Source organism: Pseudanabaena sp. FACHB-1998, from assembly GCF_014696355.1.
GTDB lineage: Bacteria > Cyanobacteriota > Cyanobacteriia > Pseudanabaenales > Pseudanabaenaceae > Pseudanabaena.
In genome coordinates, this window is record NZ_JACJQA010000015.1 from 36,664 (window position 1) to 53,729 (window position 17,066).

15 protein-coding genes are annotated in these 17,066 nt (G+C 44.3%); 10 read left to right on the forward strand and 5 right to left on the reverse strand.

What is annotated here, in order from left to right; genetic code table 11:
* Positions 1 to 104: 104 nt before the first annotated feature.
* From H6F42_RS06325 to H6F42_RS06355, 7 genes are all read left to right on the forward strand, one after another.
* Positions 105 to 941, forward strand: coding sequence for a sigma-70 family RNA polymerase sigma factor (locus H6F42_RS06325; protein WP_190398511.1), 837 nt, complete (start codon positions 105 to 107; stop codon positions 939 to 941).
* 173 nt (positions 942 to 1,114) lie between these two features.
* The gene (locus tag H6F42_RS06330) at positions 1,115 to 1,918 is read left to right on the forward strand and encodes an ABC transporter ATP-binding protein (RefSeq protein WP_242018348.1); all 804 of its coding nucleotides are present in this window, start codon (positions 1,115 to 1,117) and stop codon (positions 1,916 to 1,918) included.
* 344 nt (positions 1,919 to 2,262) lie between these two features.
* Complete coding sequence (locus H6F42_RS06335; RefSeq protein WP_190398512.1) at positions 2,263 to 3,780, forward strand: peptidoglycan-binding domain-containing protein; 1,518 nt, start codon at positions 2,263 to 2,265, stop codon at positions 3,778 to 3,780.
* Positions 3,781 to 3,819: 39 nt separating this feature from the next.
* Positions 3,820 to 4,539 carry a hypothetical protein gene (locus tag H6F42_RS06340; protein WP_190398513.1) on the forward strand — a complete coding sequence of 240 codons (720 nt, stop codon included), beginning with the start codon at positions 3,820 to 3,822 and terminating at the stop codon, positions 4,537 to 4,539.
* Positions 4,540 to 4,603: 64 nt separating this feature from the next.
* Entirely contained in the window at positions 4,604 to 5,506 is a 903-nt protein-coding gene (locus H6F42_RS06345; RefSeq protein WP_190398514.1) for an alpha/beta hydrolase, read from the forward strand.
* A 128-nt stretch (positions 5,507 to 5,634) separates the two neighbouring features.
* The gene (gene purE, locus H6F42_RS06350; protein ID WP_190398515.1) at positions 5,635 to 6,156 is read left to right on the forward strand and encodes a 5-(carboxyamino)imidazole ribonucleotide mutase; all 522 of its coding nucleotides are present in this window, start codon (positions 5,635 to 5,637) and stop codon (positions 6,154 to 6,156) included.
* A complete protein-coding gene (locus tag H6F42_RS06355; RefSeq protein WP_242018349.1) occupies positions 6,156 to 6,725 on the forward strand; it encodes a protein tyrosine phosphatase family protein in 570 nt (189 codons plus the stop codon). Before purE ends, H6F42_RS06355 begins: the two co-directional genes overlap by 1 nt.
* 32 nt (positions 6,726 to 6,757) lie before the next feature.
* Here H6F42_RS06355 and H6F42_RS06360 read toward each other — a convergent pair whose 3' ends face one another.
* The 5 genes from H6F42_RS06360 to H6F42_RS06380 form a co-directional block, all read right to left on the reverse strand.
* The gene (locus H6F42_RS06360; RefSeq protein WP_190398516.1) at positions 6,758 to 7,747 is read right to left on the reverse strand and encodes a Gfo/Idh/MocA family oxidoreductase; all 990 of its coding nucleotides are present in this window, start codon (positions 7,745 to 7,747) and stop codon (positions 6,758 to 6,760) included.
* A gap of 43 nt (positions 7,748 to 7,790) precedes the next feature.
* Entirely contained in the window at positions 7,791 to 8,078 is a 288-nt protein-coding gene (locus H6F42_RS06365) for a hypothetical protein (protein ID WP_190398517.1), read from the reverse strand.
* Positions 8,079 to 8,125: 47 nt separating this feature from the next.
* Positions 8,126 to 9,034, reverse strand: a complete 909-nt coding sequence (gene thrB / locus H6F42_RS06370) for a homoserine kinase (RefSeq protein WP_190398518.1) — start codon at positions 9,032 to 9,034, stop codon at positions 8,126 to 8,128.
* A 100-nt stretch (positions 9,035 to 9,134) separates the two neighbouring features.
* Positions 9,135 to 9,767 carry an RloB family protein gene (locus H6F42_RS06375; RefSeq protein ID WP_190398519.1) on the reverse strand — a complete coding sequence of 211 codons (633 nt, stop codon included), beginning with the start codon at positions 9,765 to 9,767 and terminating at the stop codon, positions 9,135 to 9,137.
* Positions 9,760 to 11,043, reverse strand: coding sequence for an ATP-binding protein (locus H6F42_RS06380; RefSeq protein WP_190398520.1), 1,284 nt, complete (start codon positions 11,041 to 11,043; stop codon positions 9,760 to 9,762). Before H6F42_RS06380 ends, H6F42_RS06375 begins: the two co-directional genes overlap by 8 nt.
* A gap of 215 nt (positions 11,044 to 11,258) precedes the next feature.
* Here H6F42_RS06380 and H6F42_RS06385 point away from each other — a divergent pair, with 215 nt between their 5' ends.
* From H6F42_RS06385 to H6F42_RS06395, 3 genes are all read left to right on the forward strand, one after another.
* Complete coding sequence (locus H6F42_RS06385) at positions 11,259 to 11,885, forward strand: nucleoside triphosphate pyrophosphatase (protein ID WP_190398521.1); 627 nt, start codon at positions 11,259 to 11,261, stop codon at positions 11,883 to 11,885.
* A 75-nt stretch (positions 11,886 to 11,960) separates the two neighbouring features.
* Positions 11,961 to 15,335 (forward strand): type I restriction-modification system endonuclease, encoded by a 3,375-nt coding sequence (gene hsdR / locus H6F42_RS06390; RefSeq protein WP_190398522.1) that lies wholly within the window; start codon positions 11,961 to 11,963, stop codon positions 15,333 to 15,335.
* Positions 15,332 to 16,846: an N-6 DNA methylase gene (locus tag H6F42_RS06395; RefSeq protein ID WP_190398523.1), complete on the forward strand. Its 1,515-nt coding sequence runs from the start codon at positions 15,332 to 15,334 to the stop codon at positions 16,844 to 16,846. Before hsdR ends, H6F42_RS06395 begins: the two co-directional genes overlap by 4 nt.
* The last annotated feature ends 220 nt before the right edge of the window (positions 16,847 to 17,066 follow it).

Consider the following 17,066-nt stretch of genomic DNA (forward strand, 5'->3'; position numbering starts at 1 on the left):
TGACGATCGCCTCTTAAACTACTAATCTACCTATATCGAAACCAGAAAGTTCTTCATGACTTAATTAACTTAATTAACCGACTTGATTAGTTCAAGGCAAAACTATGACTACCGCAACACTCGCGCTCCCATCCGATATTCCTACTCAGTCAAGCATCACCAGCCATAGAGTGCGTGAGTTTTCGGCAGCAGATAAAACCACCACCCTTGAACTACTCAAGCAATATCGCAAAGCCCCATCCGCATACCTACGCGATCGCATCGTGCGTTTAAATATTGGGCTTGTCAAAAAAGAAGTACATTTCTGGGCTGATCGCCATTCCGAGCTATACGAAGATTTACTACAGGTCGGAGCCTTAGGTTTAATTGGTGCAGTCGATCGCTTTGAACTAAATCGTGGTTATGCCTTTAGCTCTTTCGCCGTCCGCTACATTCGCGGTGAAATACAGCATTATTTACGCGATAAAAATTCATCTGTTCGTATTCCCCGTCGCTGGATGGATTTGCAACAGCAATCAGTCCGCGTCATGCAAAAACTACGCAATACCCTCCAAAGAGAACCTTCTACTCAAGAAGTTGCAAATGCGCTGGGAGTGAGCCTGAGTGAATGGCAAGAAGCGAAACTCGCCTGTCAAAATCGTGCTCCCTTAAGTCTTGATGCCCCTATCCGATCTGAAGAAGAAGATGCGGCTTCCATTGGGGATCTGGTGGCTGATCCTAAGAGCAATATGCAATTACAACAGGAAGATAAGTTTCGCTTACAACAGGCGATGGCGGTACTGGAACAACGCACCAGAGAGATTGTTGAGTTTGTATTTATTGAGGATATGCCTCAAACGGAAGTTGCCAAAATGTTGGGGGTGAGTGCGGTGACAATTTCCCGCCAAATTAAAAAAGGCTTATCAACTTTACGCTGTGTTCTAGAAGCTGAAGCTTGCTAGATGGACTTTATGGGCTAGTTTAAAAACTAGATTAAAACCGCAAAACCTGTGGCGCACGCGCAGCGTGCGCCACAGGTTTTGCGGTTTTATATTTAATTGAGCCCAGATACTTATTTGCAATAAGCGCCTAGCTCTGTATATGCTTATTTCTAAGTAAGGCTCTAAACTCACCTATGAACGATAGTCAATCTGCGAATTCCTCCGATCTGCTAATTGAGCAACCCGATCGCCCTGAACGCCAAATTTCGCGACAACTCATTATTGATGCTCGCGAGATCGTGGCTGGCTATGTGGAAGGCGTAGATATTTTGCAAGGAGCAAATCTTGCCGTCTATGAAGGTGAACTCGTCACGGTGATTGGCTCGAATGGGGCGGGAAAGTCCACCTTTGCAAAGGCGATATTTGGACTAGTACCTGTGCGATCGGGACAAATATTATTTGGCGATCGCAACTTAGTCGGACTAAAACCAGAGCAAATTGTGCGTTTAGGAATTAGTTATGTGCCGCAAATTGCGAATGTTTTTCCGTCACTGAGTATTTCTGACAATTTAGATATGGGGGCTTACACCCGTGATGGCAATATCAAGCCCTTGAAAGACAAAATCTATGACACTTTTCCTGTCTTAGCTAAGCGCCGTAGCCAGAGAGCAGGCACATTGTCGGGTGGAGAAAGGCAAATGCTTGCCATGGGACGTGCCATGATGCTAGAGCCAAAATTATTAATCTTGGATGAGCCTTCGGCGGCGTTATCGCCAATTTTAGTTCAGGATATTTTTAATTTGATTCAAACTATTAATCAGGCGGGGACTTCGATTATTTTGGTAGAACAGAATGCGCGTAAGGCTTTAGCGATCGCGGATCGTGGCTATGTGATGCATTTAGGTAAAGATGAATTTACGGGTAAGGGTTCGGATTTATTGAATGATCCTGAAGTTGCAGAATTGTATTTAGGTGTCGGTAATTTTAGTAAAGCCTAAATTCAAAGTGCATAAGAGTCAGCGCTTTGTGCTGACTCCTATAGCAAAGCGAGGGTTAGCCCGTACAACCCAAAACCCAAAAAGCGAGTTGCGGCGCGAAGCGCCGCAACTCGCTTTTTGGGTTTCTGGACATAATTAAAAAACAGAGTCAAAACCTATGGCGCACGCGCATCGTGTGCCATAAGTTTTTGATTTTTACATTTAATTGTGTTGAGCTACTTACACTTAGCGATGGGGAATACATATCAAGATCATTACTTATAGATAGAATTAATATTGAGTTTTTAAACTCAGATAAAATCATATAATTCTAAGATAAAAGCTTCATTAAGTAGAGGAATTCGATGGCGATGACAGAGATAGGGCTTTCGCTGGATGAATTGACCAAATCGCAAGCATATCTGCAAAATTTAGGTCTATATGATGGCGAAGTCGATGGCATTTATGGGAAATTAACAGAGGCTGCCTTTGTGCAGTTTGCCAATGCTCTGAGCATCGATACGATTTTGGATGCTAATTCGCAAGCAATTACGAATAGCCTTTTGCAGATGCCTGCGGTGGTCAGGCATTTATTGGGAGTTGTCGGCGAGGGCGATCGCCTATTTCAGAAATTTACGAACTCTCAGCGTATTTTTGTAAATATGGGGCAGGCGGATTCTAGTCATTTGGGCTTTCTGGATCGGGGGGTAGAAGGCTGTGTGGCGGGATCGATGGATAGTTTACCTAACCGTAATTTTGCCCCATCACCCCTTTTAAGTCATATTTCGTCCTATCCCGATCGCCTTGCGAGTTTACCCGATGGTGTAAATATTGTGTCCTATGGTGAAATTGCCATGCTTGCGGGTACACAGGTGCGAGTCCGCTTTCGTCCCTATCCTGCGATCGGTGAAATTCCTAATATTGAAAATATTGGCTTGGAATTTCTAGACGACAGTATTCAACAGGCTTGCATTAGCATTGGTAGCCTCGTCAATGGTCAGATGCTATCGCGGTGGATTGGGCGCAATGCTTTGGATAATGTGCAGTTTTGGAGTTCCACCAAAATTTTGCCTCTGCTCTATACCATTTGCAAAGCGAATCAAGTTGAGCCAAATCAAGGGATCGCTAACTGTGCGATCGTCGATCCTAGTGGTAAGCAGCAAACCCGTTCTTTCTCGGAATTGGCGCAGCGCATTTGCAACTATGTTGAGTCGAACGGGATGACCTCTAACTCTTTAGCTGCTATGTTTAAGCAATTTGCGACACCGCTAGAGTTACAAAATTGGTTGATCTCTCTTACGGGTAATCAAAAACTTTCTTTTCAAGGTCGTTATGGTGAAAAGCCCTATATCGATCAGCCTGTATTGTTAGATATTGCTGGCAATAGCATGATTTCCTTTGCTAAGGAATCCCATCGGGGGGACAATTTGATTTCCGCCTATGATCTCACCAGAGTGATGTCTTTGGTGGCCTGGCATCGCCATATTCCGCCTAGTAATCGCTTACCTCATGCTCAATGGCATAGTTTAAGCAATTTGATTAATGCGATGGGACAGGATACGGCTAGATACGTGGATACGGCGATCGCGGCGCTAGGAATGCAATATTTTATAGGCGATCCCGTGGTGATTTCTAAAATGGGATTTGGCTATAGCGATCAGCGTAAACAATCAGAATTGACTTACACCGCCTGTGTGCAATTTGTTGATCGCCTCGCCACCTCTGACGATCGCCCCTTGCCAAAGCTGCGATCGGTGAATATGACCCTCCGTGCTGTCCTTGATCTCAAAAATCCTGATCGCGAAGCCCTAGAGATTGATTCGCGAATGGCTGCCACAGTTGCTGAAATTTTGCGTAGGATTGTAACAGAAGAGCTAATCTAGGATTTGATATTGCTGCTGTCAATGCGGGACTGAAACACAATGCAAAAACAACGCGCTTTATCTACCGTCGGGCTATGGTGGCGATGGGTATTGGCTACGCTTACAGGTGCGGTGATTGGCTATATTTTTGGGATTCCTGCTTGTTTGGTGGGCATCCATTATCTTAGCGATCGCCTTGTTTCTATAGGTGTATGCCATACAGGATTTGGTAGCCTTAACTGTCCTGTAGCCACGGGTATTGTTTGTGGATCGTTCTTTGTGTCTGTATTTGTCGGCTTGATGCAATATTTAGTTTTACGGCGATTTTTGCAGTCCTCAGCATGGTGGATCTTAGCTAGTTCCTTTGGCTGGACTTGGGTGGGCTTTGCGGCGACCAGCTTGGCATATACGCCTCAGTTTGGTTTTGTGATGAATCTCGATGGTTCTTTTTCTGAAAGTAATATTTTTGATCGCCTGCCTCTATTGCTGGTAAATTCTTTTTGGTTATTTTTGGCAGGGGGATTGTTGGGGATTTTGCAATGTTTGGTGTTGTGGAATGGCAAAAATACGAAGTTACTTAATAGGCGATCGCTATGGTGGATTGTCGTTAATTCGGTGTTAATCGCATTTATGGCGATCGCGATCGTGTCTTTTTTTCGGGGAAAAGGAAGCTTATATGGAATTCTCTATTTCTTCTTAGGCTTTACGCCTTTTTATGCCACGATTACGGCGGCTACCCTTGCCAAAATGAAACTTACTCCCTTCCCACCTAAAGATTAGAGAGGCGGCTCTTCGTGCTGCCTCTCTAATCTTTGAGTTTAATGTCTAACTAAGTATTTAACTAATGTCTAACTTACCTGCCGAAATTATTCCTTTGCGATCGCAACTAACCGAAGGTACATCCATCGCGATCGCGGACAAAATCCAGTTTTGCCTAGTTTCCACAGGGTTCACTAGTGAAATAATTTTGACGAGCTATGTTTCTGAGGGCTTTCCCAAAGAAGATCAACCGCCGATTTTACTTCTACATGGTTTTGATAGTTCGCTCTTTGAGTTTCGTCGCCTGATTCCTCATTTAGCCCGTAGTCGGCAAACTTGGGCGATGGATTTATTTGGGTTCGGCTTAACCGAGCGCCTTGCTGATGGGCTGGTTAGCCCCGATGCAATTAAGGAGCATCTTTATCATTTCTGGAAAACCGCGATCACCAAGCCCATCATTCTCGTGGGTGCGTCAATGGGAGGTGCAGCAGCCATTGATTTTGCCCTCACTTATCCCGAAGTAGTCCAGAAATTAATTTTAATCGGTAGTGCAGGAATGCGAAAGGGAACGGCGGCTGGGAAGTTTCTTGTACCTCCATTTGATCGGATGGCAACGGATTTTTTACGTAGTCCGAAGGTGCGCCGAGAAGTCAGTCTCAAAGCCTATGCTGATCCTAGCTTTGTCACGACCGATGCTGAGATCTGTGCATCGCTCCATTTAGCCATGCCGAGATGGAGTGAATCTTTAATTTCCTTTACTAAAAGCGGTGGCTATGGTTCCTTTGCGAAGGAATTAACTTATTTGACACAACAAACGCTAATTTTATGGGGCGATCGCGATCAGATTCTCGGCACAAAGGATGCCGCAAAGTTCCAAGCAATTATCCCCCATAACAAGCTTGTTTGGATTGAGAATAGTGGTCACGTTCCTCACTTAGAGCGTCCCTCCAAGGTAGCCACAGAAATATTAAATTTTATATCTATTTAAAGAGAGTGGCGACGCTTCGCGCCGCCATTCTCTTTAAATAGACGAACGTGCAGTAAAATAAAGAACTAGATTTGTTAGAGAGGCGAAGCCTCTCTAACAAATTCTTTAGATTAATTAAGACTAGCAATATGACCACTCAGCCACAAGTTAGCATCATCATGGGTAGCGACTCCGACTTACCCACCATGCAAGGCGCGATCGCCATTTGCCAACAGTTTAATATTCCCCACGAAGTCGCGATTATCTCCGCTCATCGTACCCCTGAGCGCATGGTGGAATTTGCCAAGACAGCCCATACTCGCGGTATTCGAGTGATTATTGCAGGGGCAGGTGGAGCCGCCCATTTACCGGGGATGGTGGCGGCGCTTTCGCCTTTGCCTGTGATTGGTGTGCCTGTCTCGACGAAACAACTTAGTGGGGTCGATTCCCTTTATTCGATAGTGCAGATGCCGAAGGGAATCCCTGTAGCAACGGTAGCGATCGGGAATGCGGATAATGCGGGTTTACTAGCTGTACAGATTCTGGCAAGTCATGATCCTGAACTTCTCGACAAAGTAATTGCCTATCGCACTTCCCTCAAAGATATGGTGATGGAAAAGCAAGAGAAACTAGAGGAACTAGGTAGCGAAAAGTATTTGCAGCAAATGTAATGGATGATGGCTGGCTTCAACTTTTAGGAGGAATCACATTTTTGATTCTCCACCTCATCTTCTCAGCTAAGACGGAAATGGGAACTAAGTTATTTATGAACCAATTTATCAATCAAGATGGCGATCGCCTAGTAGAAATAATTAACTTCCTGCCAATTTCGGACAAACTTGCTACCGCAGGACAACCAACTGTCGAGCAGTTTCGAGAAATTGCCGATGCTGGATATGAGACGGTGATTAATCTCGCGCTACCAACTTCTGATGGGGCGATCGCCAATGAAGCGGAACTTGTGCAATCTCTAGGAATGGAGTATGTGGCAATTCCTGTGCTTTGGGAAAGTCCAACTATGGAAGATTTCTCGCAGTTTTTGCAAGCTATGGATAAACGACAAAATCAAAAAATATTTGTCCATTGTGCTAAAAATATGCGCGTTTCTGCCTTTGTCTATCTTTATCGGCGATCGCGTTTAGATTGTCCTCCAGAACAAGCGATCGCGGATTTGCACAAAATCTGGCAACCTAATGAAATCTGGCAAAATTTTATAGACATGTCAATAGGAGAGATTTAAAGTGCTGCAAAGCAGCACTTTAAATCTCTCTGTTAAAGCATAATTGTTTGATTAGTTGTCGCCGCTTTCTCGGCGGCATTGGCAACTGCAAGGGAATGTAAAATACTTTCGTGATTGGTATAGAGAGGCTTACCGTCAAACAAATGGGCTAGGACGTTTTCCGTATCTTTTTTAAATAAACCTCTAGTTGTCCCTGCATCTAGTTCCTTTTCACCATCCGCAGTCACTAACTTCCCTTTGTCCCTAGAAAACACGATCGCGCCTGAACTCCCTTGCAACTCCATGATCCTTTCGGGTAGCCAAAAGCTTTCCCCCTTACTGTAACTAATATCCGCAATTACGCCATTCTCAAACTGAAGTTGAGCATTGCAAACGCAGGAAGTAAAATAATGAGGTAAATTTTCGCCACTGTAACGCAATTGGCAAGAGACAGATTTTACTTTTCCAAATAGAACAATAATGCGATTGAGGCGAGAAACTGCTGCCGTTAGAGGGAAGCCAAATAAGTCTGGCTTGTATGTCCATTTATCAGGCACAGGACGCTGGGGGCTTTTGGTGGAATATCGAGCATAAAAGGGAGTTCCCACTTTTGCTAAATGTTCCATTACCAATTGATGCACGCCGCCTAATAGCTCAATATGCTCTACATGGAGCATCAAGTTCTGTTGTTGAGCAAGCTTTACAAGTTCTTCTGCTTCAGCTAATTGAAACGCAAGCGGATATTCGACAATTACGTGTTTGCCCGATCGCAGAGCTTGCCCAACGACGGCTCCATGATCGCGATTAACATTACACACCACCACTAAGTCCACATCAGGGCGCACCACCAACTCTGACCAATATTGATGCACCTTGGGAATATTAAACTCTTGGGCGATCGACTGTGCTTTTTCGGGATTACCAGCGATCGCTACAAGTTGAATCCTTGCATCTTGGCTAAAGATTTCGGCGCGGAGCTTGGCAACAAAGCCCGAACCAACGATGCCAACTCGCAAAGGTTGGTTTAATGATGCGTAGGTCATGGTGTGAGAATTCTCTGGATTATTGCAGATGTTTGCGGATGATTTATTTCAGGCGATTCAATTTAGAAGGAGGCAATAATTTGCGCTCTGGGACGACCTTAGGACGTGGCGATCGCACATAGAAAATTTTACGTCCTATGGTTTCATTGACCCAACGGGCAAGGCGATTCCAGACTTTTTCAGATAAGTATTTTTGAGCAACGATCGCTAAACCAATGACAACTCCAATGGGAAATACGGTATCAAAGGGATTGCCATCACGACTACCGACAAATAACAGCACCACTGAGGAAATTAGCGCCGAGATGAGTAAAAATTGAAATTTAGACATAAGTTTCCTACATTGTTCTTAAACTTTTTAGGCTTCGCCCAAAAAGTTTAACGAGTTTTGAATGTTGTACCATCTTTGGCGATCGCTAAACATTTTGTCACAGCCTTGACACCAATTGCTTGCCATGCCTGATTCATTGCTTGGGCGACTGTCTCTATTGTACCCATTGGCGCTAAAGAAAGTAGGGTGGGACCCGCGCCACTAATTACCAAGCCATAGGCTCCTGCGGCGATCGCGGCAGCTTGTACTTCTGTCATGCCCTTAATCAAGCTTTGGCGATAGTTTTGATGCAGTCGATCCTGCAAGCCTGCCTTCAACCAATTCACATTCCCTGTCTGAATCCCATGACTTAATAGTGCTAAGTGCGAGGCGTTAAAAACCGCATCATGCATCGAAAATTGCTTCGGCAATACTTCCCTTGCCTTAGCCGTCGATAGCTCAAAGTTAGGAATTGCCACAACTAGCCCAATACTTTCATGCAAATGCAAATCGCAATATTCCCAGCCACCTGCTTGATTAGAAGCCATCAACTGACAACCGCCCAACATCGCAGGGGCAACGTTATCGGGATGCCCTTCCATGGCGATCGCCAAATCCAATAATGCCCCGCGATCTAGGGGCGAACCTGCCAATAGGTTCGCACCGACCAGCCCGCCTACAATCGCGGTTGCGGAACTACCTAACCCACGCGATAGGGGGATTTTGGTATCTGTATGAAAAGCGATCGGCGGAATTGGGCGATCAATATGCTGATAAAACTTAGCGATCGCCCGATATACCAAATTTGTTTCGTCCCGTTCCACCTTGTCTGCCCCTTCGCCCGATGCTGTGATGGTGAGGCGATCAGCAAGGGAAAATTCAAAATGGTTATAAAGCGATAGGGCTGCGCCAAGGCAGTCGAACCCTGGGCCAATATTAGCGGTAGTTGCAGGAACGGAAACTTCAAAAATGGTCATGTTGAAAATCTAAAATACACTGGAGCCAAGAATTATTGGTTATCTCCGTCAACGTAGGACATTATATAGCTAAGGGCTATTGTGTCTCACTATGCTTTTTCTAGCGATCGCCTAATTTCAAAAGCATATAAACTAATTTGGATATACCGCTACAGCATGGATTTGAGTATTCAGGTAGGTTGTCTTGCTTTGCTAATTCATCAAGTTTGGTTGCTCTAGCGATCGCATCTTGAGTCAGCCCCTTGAGCTTTTCTTGATAATAGCACCGAGCTTTGTCGTAATTGGGAATGTGCCTATTTAAGCGTTCTCTAGCTTTGTCTTGCGAAATACTAGCTGAATGATCTTGGAAATGAACGAGATACCAAAGCTCAATACTGGGATTGGTAATCGCAAGCTGGATGTTTTCCTTTTTAGCTTTTTGAATAGCCTGATGCCAATTATGAGGATCTTTCTGAATATGTTCGTCACCATCAAAAACAGCCCATGCCGAATCTTCCTCTAGCCAAGTTCTATCGCGTTTTCGATCTTGTTTCTCTTCTAAGACTTTATTCACTACACTAAGCGGATCGGTTCCATCATGGGGAAGAATGATGATTTTAACAGTCGCTAAGCGTAAATCTTGACGAATGGCTTTGAAATATTCTGGTTCTGTATATTTACCTTCACAAGCAATCAAAATCTTTTTGGCAATGTCTTTTTTAGGCGCATTTCTTTTGAAAGAAGGTTTAGCCATTGCCGTTACCTACTGGCATAAAATCGTCTTCATCAGAAATAAATGGAACTGCTCCAAATCTTCCATCTAGATATGCTTTGTCAATCGCTAAATCATTACGAACTTTAAAATCACTAAGTGAATATAGCTCTGTGCTTTGGTCAGGACGCTTCTGTGTAAACCAAATCTGATCTCGCCGTAACAAGTTATTTCTCTGTAAAGTATTATCGTGACTAGTAAAAATTAGTTGAGTACGATTAGGATTAGTCTTTGGATTCTGGAAAAACTGTACTATCTCACTAGTGATATTTGGGTGCAGATTTGAGCCAAATTCATCCGCAATAAGTAGAGAACTGCTTTGCATCCTACTTTGTATTTTAAAAGCTAAACTTAATAGATCCCGAGTTCCTAAAGATTCTTCCTCAAATTTCCACCTAACAATTTCCCCATTTTCTGCCTTATGTAAAGCATAAACTTGATAATCCTTTCCCTCTTCGGATTTTTTTGTCTCAATATCAAATAATCCAGTATCGAATTTAAGTAAAAGTTGTTTGGTTTTTACGAATACTTCGGATGCTTGAGGGATATAAGGCTTTGATACATAATTATCTAAACCATCAAGAAGTGTTTCATTTCTAAAATTGGTGCCTAATTGTCCCAGCCTTAACCATTCAGAAAGTGGTGTAACTACTTTTATATCTAACTTTGTCAATACAAGACTTATAAATGGTTCGTAGTCTTGTATGCTTTTTTCAAGTTGAGTATGTGATCCAGAAAAGTCAGAACCATTTTTCCAATCAAATTCTTGCTGTTCTCCATTCCAAGTTCGACTAAACAAAAGCCGCTCTCTTTTTGTAGAGACTAAAGTATATTCTAGCTTTTCCACAAGTATACGAACACTATTTAGAACCAAAGAATAAGTATATATAGTTCCATTAAATGCAGTACGAAGTTTGAAATAGCTTGGACTATTTATGGTCTGAAAATTTAGCTTAAAAGGAATTCGTTCTACCCCACGAGCATAATTACCGAGAATCATATATTTGAGTAAAAACTCAAGAGCTTTTAAGACATTGCTTTTACCTGAAGCGTTAGCGCCAAAAATGGCGATTACTGGCAAAACATCAATATCCCAACTTTCAATGTGAAAAGGTTGAGCAATTTCATCATCAGACTTAACTCGGCGACGGTTTTCAGTATTGTTGGGTTTAGCCTTGCTCTTACTCGCCGCAACCGCACTAAGAGTTTCCGCACCCTTAATCGAACGAAAGTTTTCTACAGTGAAGTCTAAAAGCATAATTTTTTACTCAACAATCAAAAATACGTGAATTTGTCACGTAAATATGGCTATTATAGCAACTTTTACTGACCGCTTAAGCGATCGCAAAACTTCGGTAACTTTATCGGTTCTGTGGGAATTAAGTAAAAGCCGAAAATCTAAATAGCGGTAATTCAACAAGCGATCGCTATACAATTGAAGCGAAAGCCAGATCGTCAACCTGACCGCTAAACATGACTAATACCGTCTTTGTCCTTGCCTCCGCCTCACCGACACGCAAAAAGATATTAGAAAACGCAGGAATCACGCCCATAGTTCGGGTGAGTAACTTTGACGAAGACGCAATCCAAGTAACTGACCCTACCTCACTAGTGCTGACCTTAGCCCAATGCAAAGCCACAGCCGTATTGCCAGAGGTCACACAGGAATTTGCAGGACAGAAAGCCCTCGTAATCGGTTGTGACTCAATCATGTATTTAAATGGACTGGTCTATGGCAAACCTGACACCAAGGATATTGCGATCGCCACATGGCAAAAAATGCGCGGTAACTATTGCGAACTCTATACAGGACATTGCCTAATCGACCTACAAACCCAGCGCAGCGTTATGCGTTACGGCGTGACCAAGGTATATTTTGCGGATGCGACTGATTCGGAAATAGCGAGCTATGCGGACTCAGGGGAGCCGCTATGCTGTGCAGGATGCTTCACCCTAGAGAAACTAGGTGGACTGCTGATTGAGAAGATAGAAGGCTGTCATACCAATGTTTTAGGATTGAGTCTGCCAATCCTGCGACAGATGTTAACGGAATTAGGCTACAGCCTCCAATTTAGTAGTCACGGGACTAACATTAAATAAGGGTGGCGCGGCTTCGCCGCGTCACACAAAATCGGTTCCTTATTTAATGTTAGAGCCGCATCATGAGGACTAGTCATGAAATCAGCAAATTTTGAATTTTTACGTTCCTATGATCTACAGCTAGTCAAGTTAGGATCTTTGGCTGAGCATTTTTTTCAAGTAGATCCCAATACTTGCTTGATAAAGTTACGCCAATTTACGGAGCTATTGGCGCAATGGACAGCAATCAACTTGGGATTGACGTTATCGGCGGATGAGTCACAGGTGGATCTCTTGCGAAGGTTGAAGCTAGAGAAGCTACATCCTGAAGTGATAGATGTCTTTCATCAAATACGTGTGACGGGAAATAAAGCCAATCATCAATATACGGGTGACTACGCTGAAGCTTTGATGACCTTAAAACTGGCGCGGAAGCTAGCTATCTGGTTTCACCGTACTTTTAGCGGTAATCCCAACTTTAAGGCAGGGGCTTTTGTGCCACCGTGTAAGCCTGTAGACGCGACTGTAGAGTTACAAACGGAGCTAAATCGTTTACAGCAAGAATTAGCAGCAACACTTTCGCAAAAAGAGCAAGCGGAACTGCTTTTGAGGGAAAGAGCGATCGCTTTGCAAAGTGCTGAGGAAAGGGCTAAGCAGGAGTCGGAGGATCGCCTATTGTGGGAAAAATTGGCGCTGGAGGCTGAACGGGAAAAAGTAAATTTGGCGGCTAATTTGACAGTTAGCATATCTCCTAAGCCGAAATCACCAAAGGAAACCGAGAAAATTATTGTCTTAGCAGAACGAGCCGCCCAAAAGCTAGATCTGGATGAGACGGAAACTAGAGCAATTATTGATCAACAATTGCGAGATGCGGGATGGTTGACGGATAGCCAAGAGTTGCACTATGGTAAGGGGACTAGACCCGTTAAGGGCAGAAATATGGCGATCGCTGAGTGGAAAACAGCCAAAGGAGTAGCTGACTATGCCCTGTTTGTGGGTACGCGCTGTGTGGCTCTGGTTGAGGCGAAACGGAGGCGCAAAAATGTGGCTACGGCGATCGCTCAAGCGGAGCGATATGCTAAGGGCTTTCGGGCAGGGAATGGATGGGAGACGGTCAGTGATAGCCCTTGGGGGGAATATCAAGTTCCCTTTGTCTTTGCTAGCAATGGTAGACCCTTTCTCAAACAACTGGAAACTGAGAGTGGAATTTGGTTTCGTGATGTGCGGAAACCCATAAACCACAGTCGAGCTTTGACTGGGTGGATGACTCCTGAAGGCTTAGAGGGTTTGTTGAGTATGGATCGGGAAGAAGCTCATGCAAAGTTAAAAAATATGGCTTTGCAGTTTGGCTTTAACCTGTATGACCATCAGCAAAGAGCCATTGAAAAAATCGAAGAACAGTTGGCAAGCGATCGCCGTTCGATGTTGGTGGCTATGGCGACGGGTACAGGCAAAACTAAATTAGTGATCGCTTTACTTTATCGGCTGCTTTCTACTAAGCGATTTCGACGGGTTTGTTTTGTCGTGGATCGCAGTGCCTTAGGCAATCAAACCGCCGATGAGTTTCGCACAACCAAGGTGGAAACGGCAAAGACCTTTGCTGATATTTTGGGCTTAAAGGGTTTAAAGGATATTGACCCAGAATCAGAAACGAAGGTGCATATCTGCACAATTCAGGGATTGGTCAAGCGGGTGTTATATGCCAAGGAAAATGGCGATATACCGCCCATTGATCAGTATGACTTGATCTTGATTGATGAATGTCATCGGGGATATTTACTTGATCGCGAAATGTCTGACGCGGAGTTAAGTTTCCGTAGTCAGGAGGACTATATTTCTAAGTATCGACGGGTTTTAGAACATTTCGATGCGGTGAAAATCGGACTGACGGCAACGCCTGCCCTGCATACTAGGGAAATATTTGGTGAGCCAATTTTTAAATATGGCTATCGTGATGCGGTGGTTGATGGTGTTTTGATCGATCATGAGCCACCCCTTCAGATTGGCACTTTGTTAAATCAGTCAGGGATTAAGTTTCAGGCTAACGAGCAGGTGGCGGTCTATAACACGGTATCAGGAGAAATTGACCTGACTAGTACGCCCGATGAGTTGAATTTTGAGGTGGAGAAGTTCAACAAAAAGGTGATTACGGTTCCCTTTAATCGAGCGATCGCGCAGGAACTAGCCGTGCGGATTGACCCGATGTTGGATGGCAAAACCTTGATTTTTGCGGCTAACGATCGCCATGCGGATCTCATTGTTCAAGAACTCAAAAACGCTATGCAGCAACGCTATGAAGAATTGGATAATGATGCAATTCAAAAATTGACAGGCTCAGTCGATGATGTGCAGACCAAGATTCGCAACTTTCGTAACGATTCCTTGCCCAAAATTGCTGTCACTGTTGATCTGCTGACCACAGGGATCGATGTTCCCAAAATCTGCAACCTCGTATTTTTGCGTCGTGTCAATAGTCGGATTCTCTACGAACAAATGCTGGGTAGAGCGACAAGGCGTTGTGATGAGATTGAGAAGAGGATATTTAAGATTTATGATGCTGTGGGTATCTACGAAAAAATGCAAGAAGTCAGCGACATGAAGCCTGTGGTGGTCGATCCTGCCATTTCGTTAGGACAGTTATTTGATGAATTAAGGCAGGTTGAGGATGCTCAGCATCAAAAAATTATCCGTGAGCAATTGATCGTGAAATTGCGGCAGCGACTCTCAAGGATGGGCGATCGCTCAAAAGAACACTATGAGGCAACCATAGGCGAAGCTCCAGAATCCACTTTTAGCAAGTTTCGGACTAGTCCTCTAGAGACCATAGTGGCTTGGGCAAAAGAAAACCCGCAACTGGGTAAATCATGGGAATGGAATCCTGAGTATGAAGGAACTTGGATTCCTATTTCTGAGCATGATGATGAGGTGATCTTTGTAACGAGAGGCTATGGCAAGGGCAAGAAACCTGAAGACTTTCTCGATGGATTTATAGACTATGTGCGCCATAATGCCAATAAAATTGCAGCGCTCACGGTGGTTTTGCAGCGTCCGCGTGAGTTGACTCGCGCTCAGTTAAGGGAATTGCGGCTAGAAATCGATAAAATGGGCTACTCTGAAGCCTATTTGCAGCAAGCATGGCGCGATACCAAAAATGAAGATATTGCGGCTTCGATTATTGGCTTTGTGCGGCAGGCGGCGTTGGGTGATCCGTTAATTCCCTATGAGGATCGGGTGAAAGGAGCGATGCGCCGCATTTTGGCAAAACGGGCTTGGACTGAACCGCAACGTCAATGGTTGGGACGGATTGAGCAGCAAATTATTAAGGAAATTGTGGTCGATCGCGAAGCCCTCGATCAAGGCAATTTCAAAGAAGATGCTGGTGGGTTTCAACGACTTAATCGCATCTTTGAGGGACAATTAGAAACGATCTTAGGCGATATCAATGAGGAACTGTGGCAAAGACAAGCATGAGCATTAGTAAAGATATTAACGGCAAAGATATTATTCGTGAAGGCAATGGGGGCGGGAATGTCACCCGTGATATTGTCGCGAAGTTATGGAATCTCTGTAATATTTTGCGAGATGATGGCATCACCTATAACGAGTATGTGACGGAGCTAACCTATCTGCTGTTTCTGAAGATGTTGGCGGAAACGGGTAAGGAAAGCCGCTTACCAGAAAACTATCGCTGGCAAGATCTTGATCATCGTGAAGGATTGGAACAGCTAGAGTTTTATAAACAGCTTTTGCTGGATTTGGGTACGGCGAAGAAGGTTAATGACCCTGTGGTTTTGGCGATTTTTACGGACGCTCAGACTAAATTACGCAAGCCGACCAATCTCAAGGCTCTCACCGATGCGATCGATGCTTTGGATTGGTTCTCGGCAAGGAATCAGGAGTTGGTCGCTTCGCCGAAGGAAGAACGTTTGGGGGATATGTATGAGGGCTTGTTAGAGAAGAATGCGGCGGAAAAGAAATCGGGTGCAGGGCAGTATTTTACGCCACGTCCTTTGATTGATTGCATTGTGCGGCTAGTGAAGCCCAAGGCTGGGGAAGTGATTCAAGATCCTGCGGCGGGAACGGCTGGTTTTTTGGTGGCGGCGGATCATTACATCAAACTGCAAACAAATAATCTCTATAGTTTGTCGGAGGCAGAGGGGGATTTTCAACGCGATCGCGCTTTTCGGGGTTTGGAATTGGTTCCTGATACGCATCGTCTTTGTTTGATGAATTTGATTTTGCATGGAATTGAGAGAGCGGTGGATTGTGGGGATAGCCTTTCGCCCGATGGGGAGATGTTGGGTAAGGCGGATGTGATTTTGACGAATCCTCCTTTTGGAACGAAAAAAGGTGGGGGTAGACCGACCAGAAATGACTTCTCAACTACTGCCGAGACTTCCAATAAACAACTTGCGTTTGTGGAGCATATTTATCGCGCTCTGAAAGCTAAGGGTCGAGCGGCGGTGGTGCTGCCTGATAATGTGCTGTTTGAGGATAATATCGGACGGAAGTTGCGCCAGCAGTTAATGGAACTTTGCGATTTGCATACGATTTTGCGGTTGCCGACAGGAATTTTTTATGCTCAGGGGGTGAAAACGAATGTGTTGTTTTTTACTCGCGGTAAGGGCGATCGCGGTAATACTAAGGCAGTCTGGGTCTATGATATGCGCTCAAATATGAATACTTTCGGGAAGACACGCCAACTGACGGCGGCGGATTTTGCGGAGTTTGAGGCGGCTTTTGGGGATGATCCTTATGGGAAGTCACCACGTATTGATCAGGGTGAGGAGGGAAGATTTCGTTGCTTTACTCGTGAACAAATTAGCGATCGCAATGATAATCTCGATATTGCTTGGTTACGGGATACGAGTGATGATCCTGAAGATGAGATGACGGAACCTGAGGAAATTGCGGCGGCGATCGCTTCTCATCTACAGAATGCTCTGAAGGCGATCGATGGTTTGATGGAGGAGTTAAACTAATCAAAAATTCTGTAGGGTGCGTTACGCTAAGCTAACGCACACTGCTTATCTACTGTTGAGAGATTCTATGAATTAAGTTATCGCAATTGGAGAGACATTCTTGCGATCGCTTATGATGTTTGAATGTGAAGCACGGAGTTTGAAAATATAGGAGTTTTGGCATTTAGGCGAGGCGAATGAGTGCGATTGTCGTTGATACTAATTTTGTATAATGTTTTAG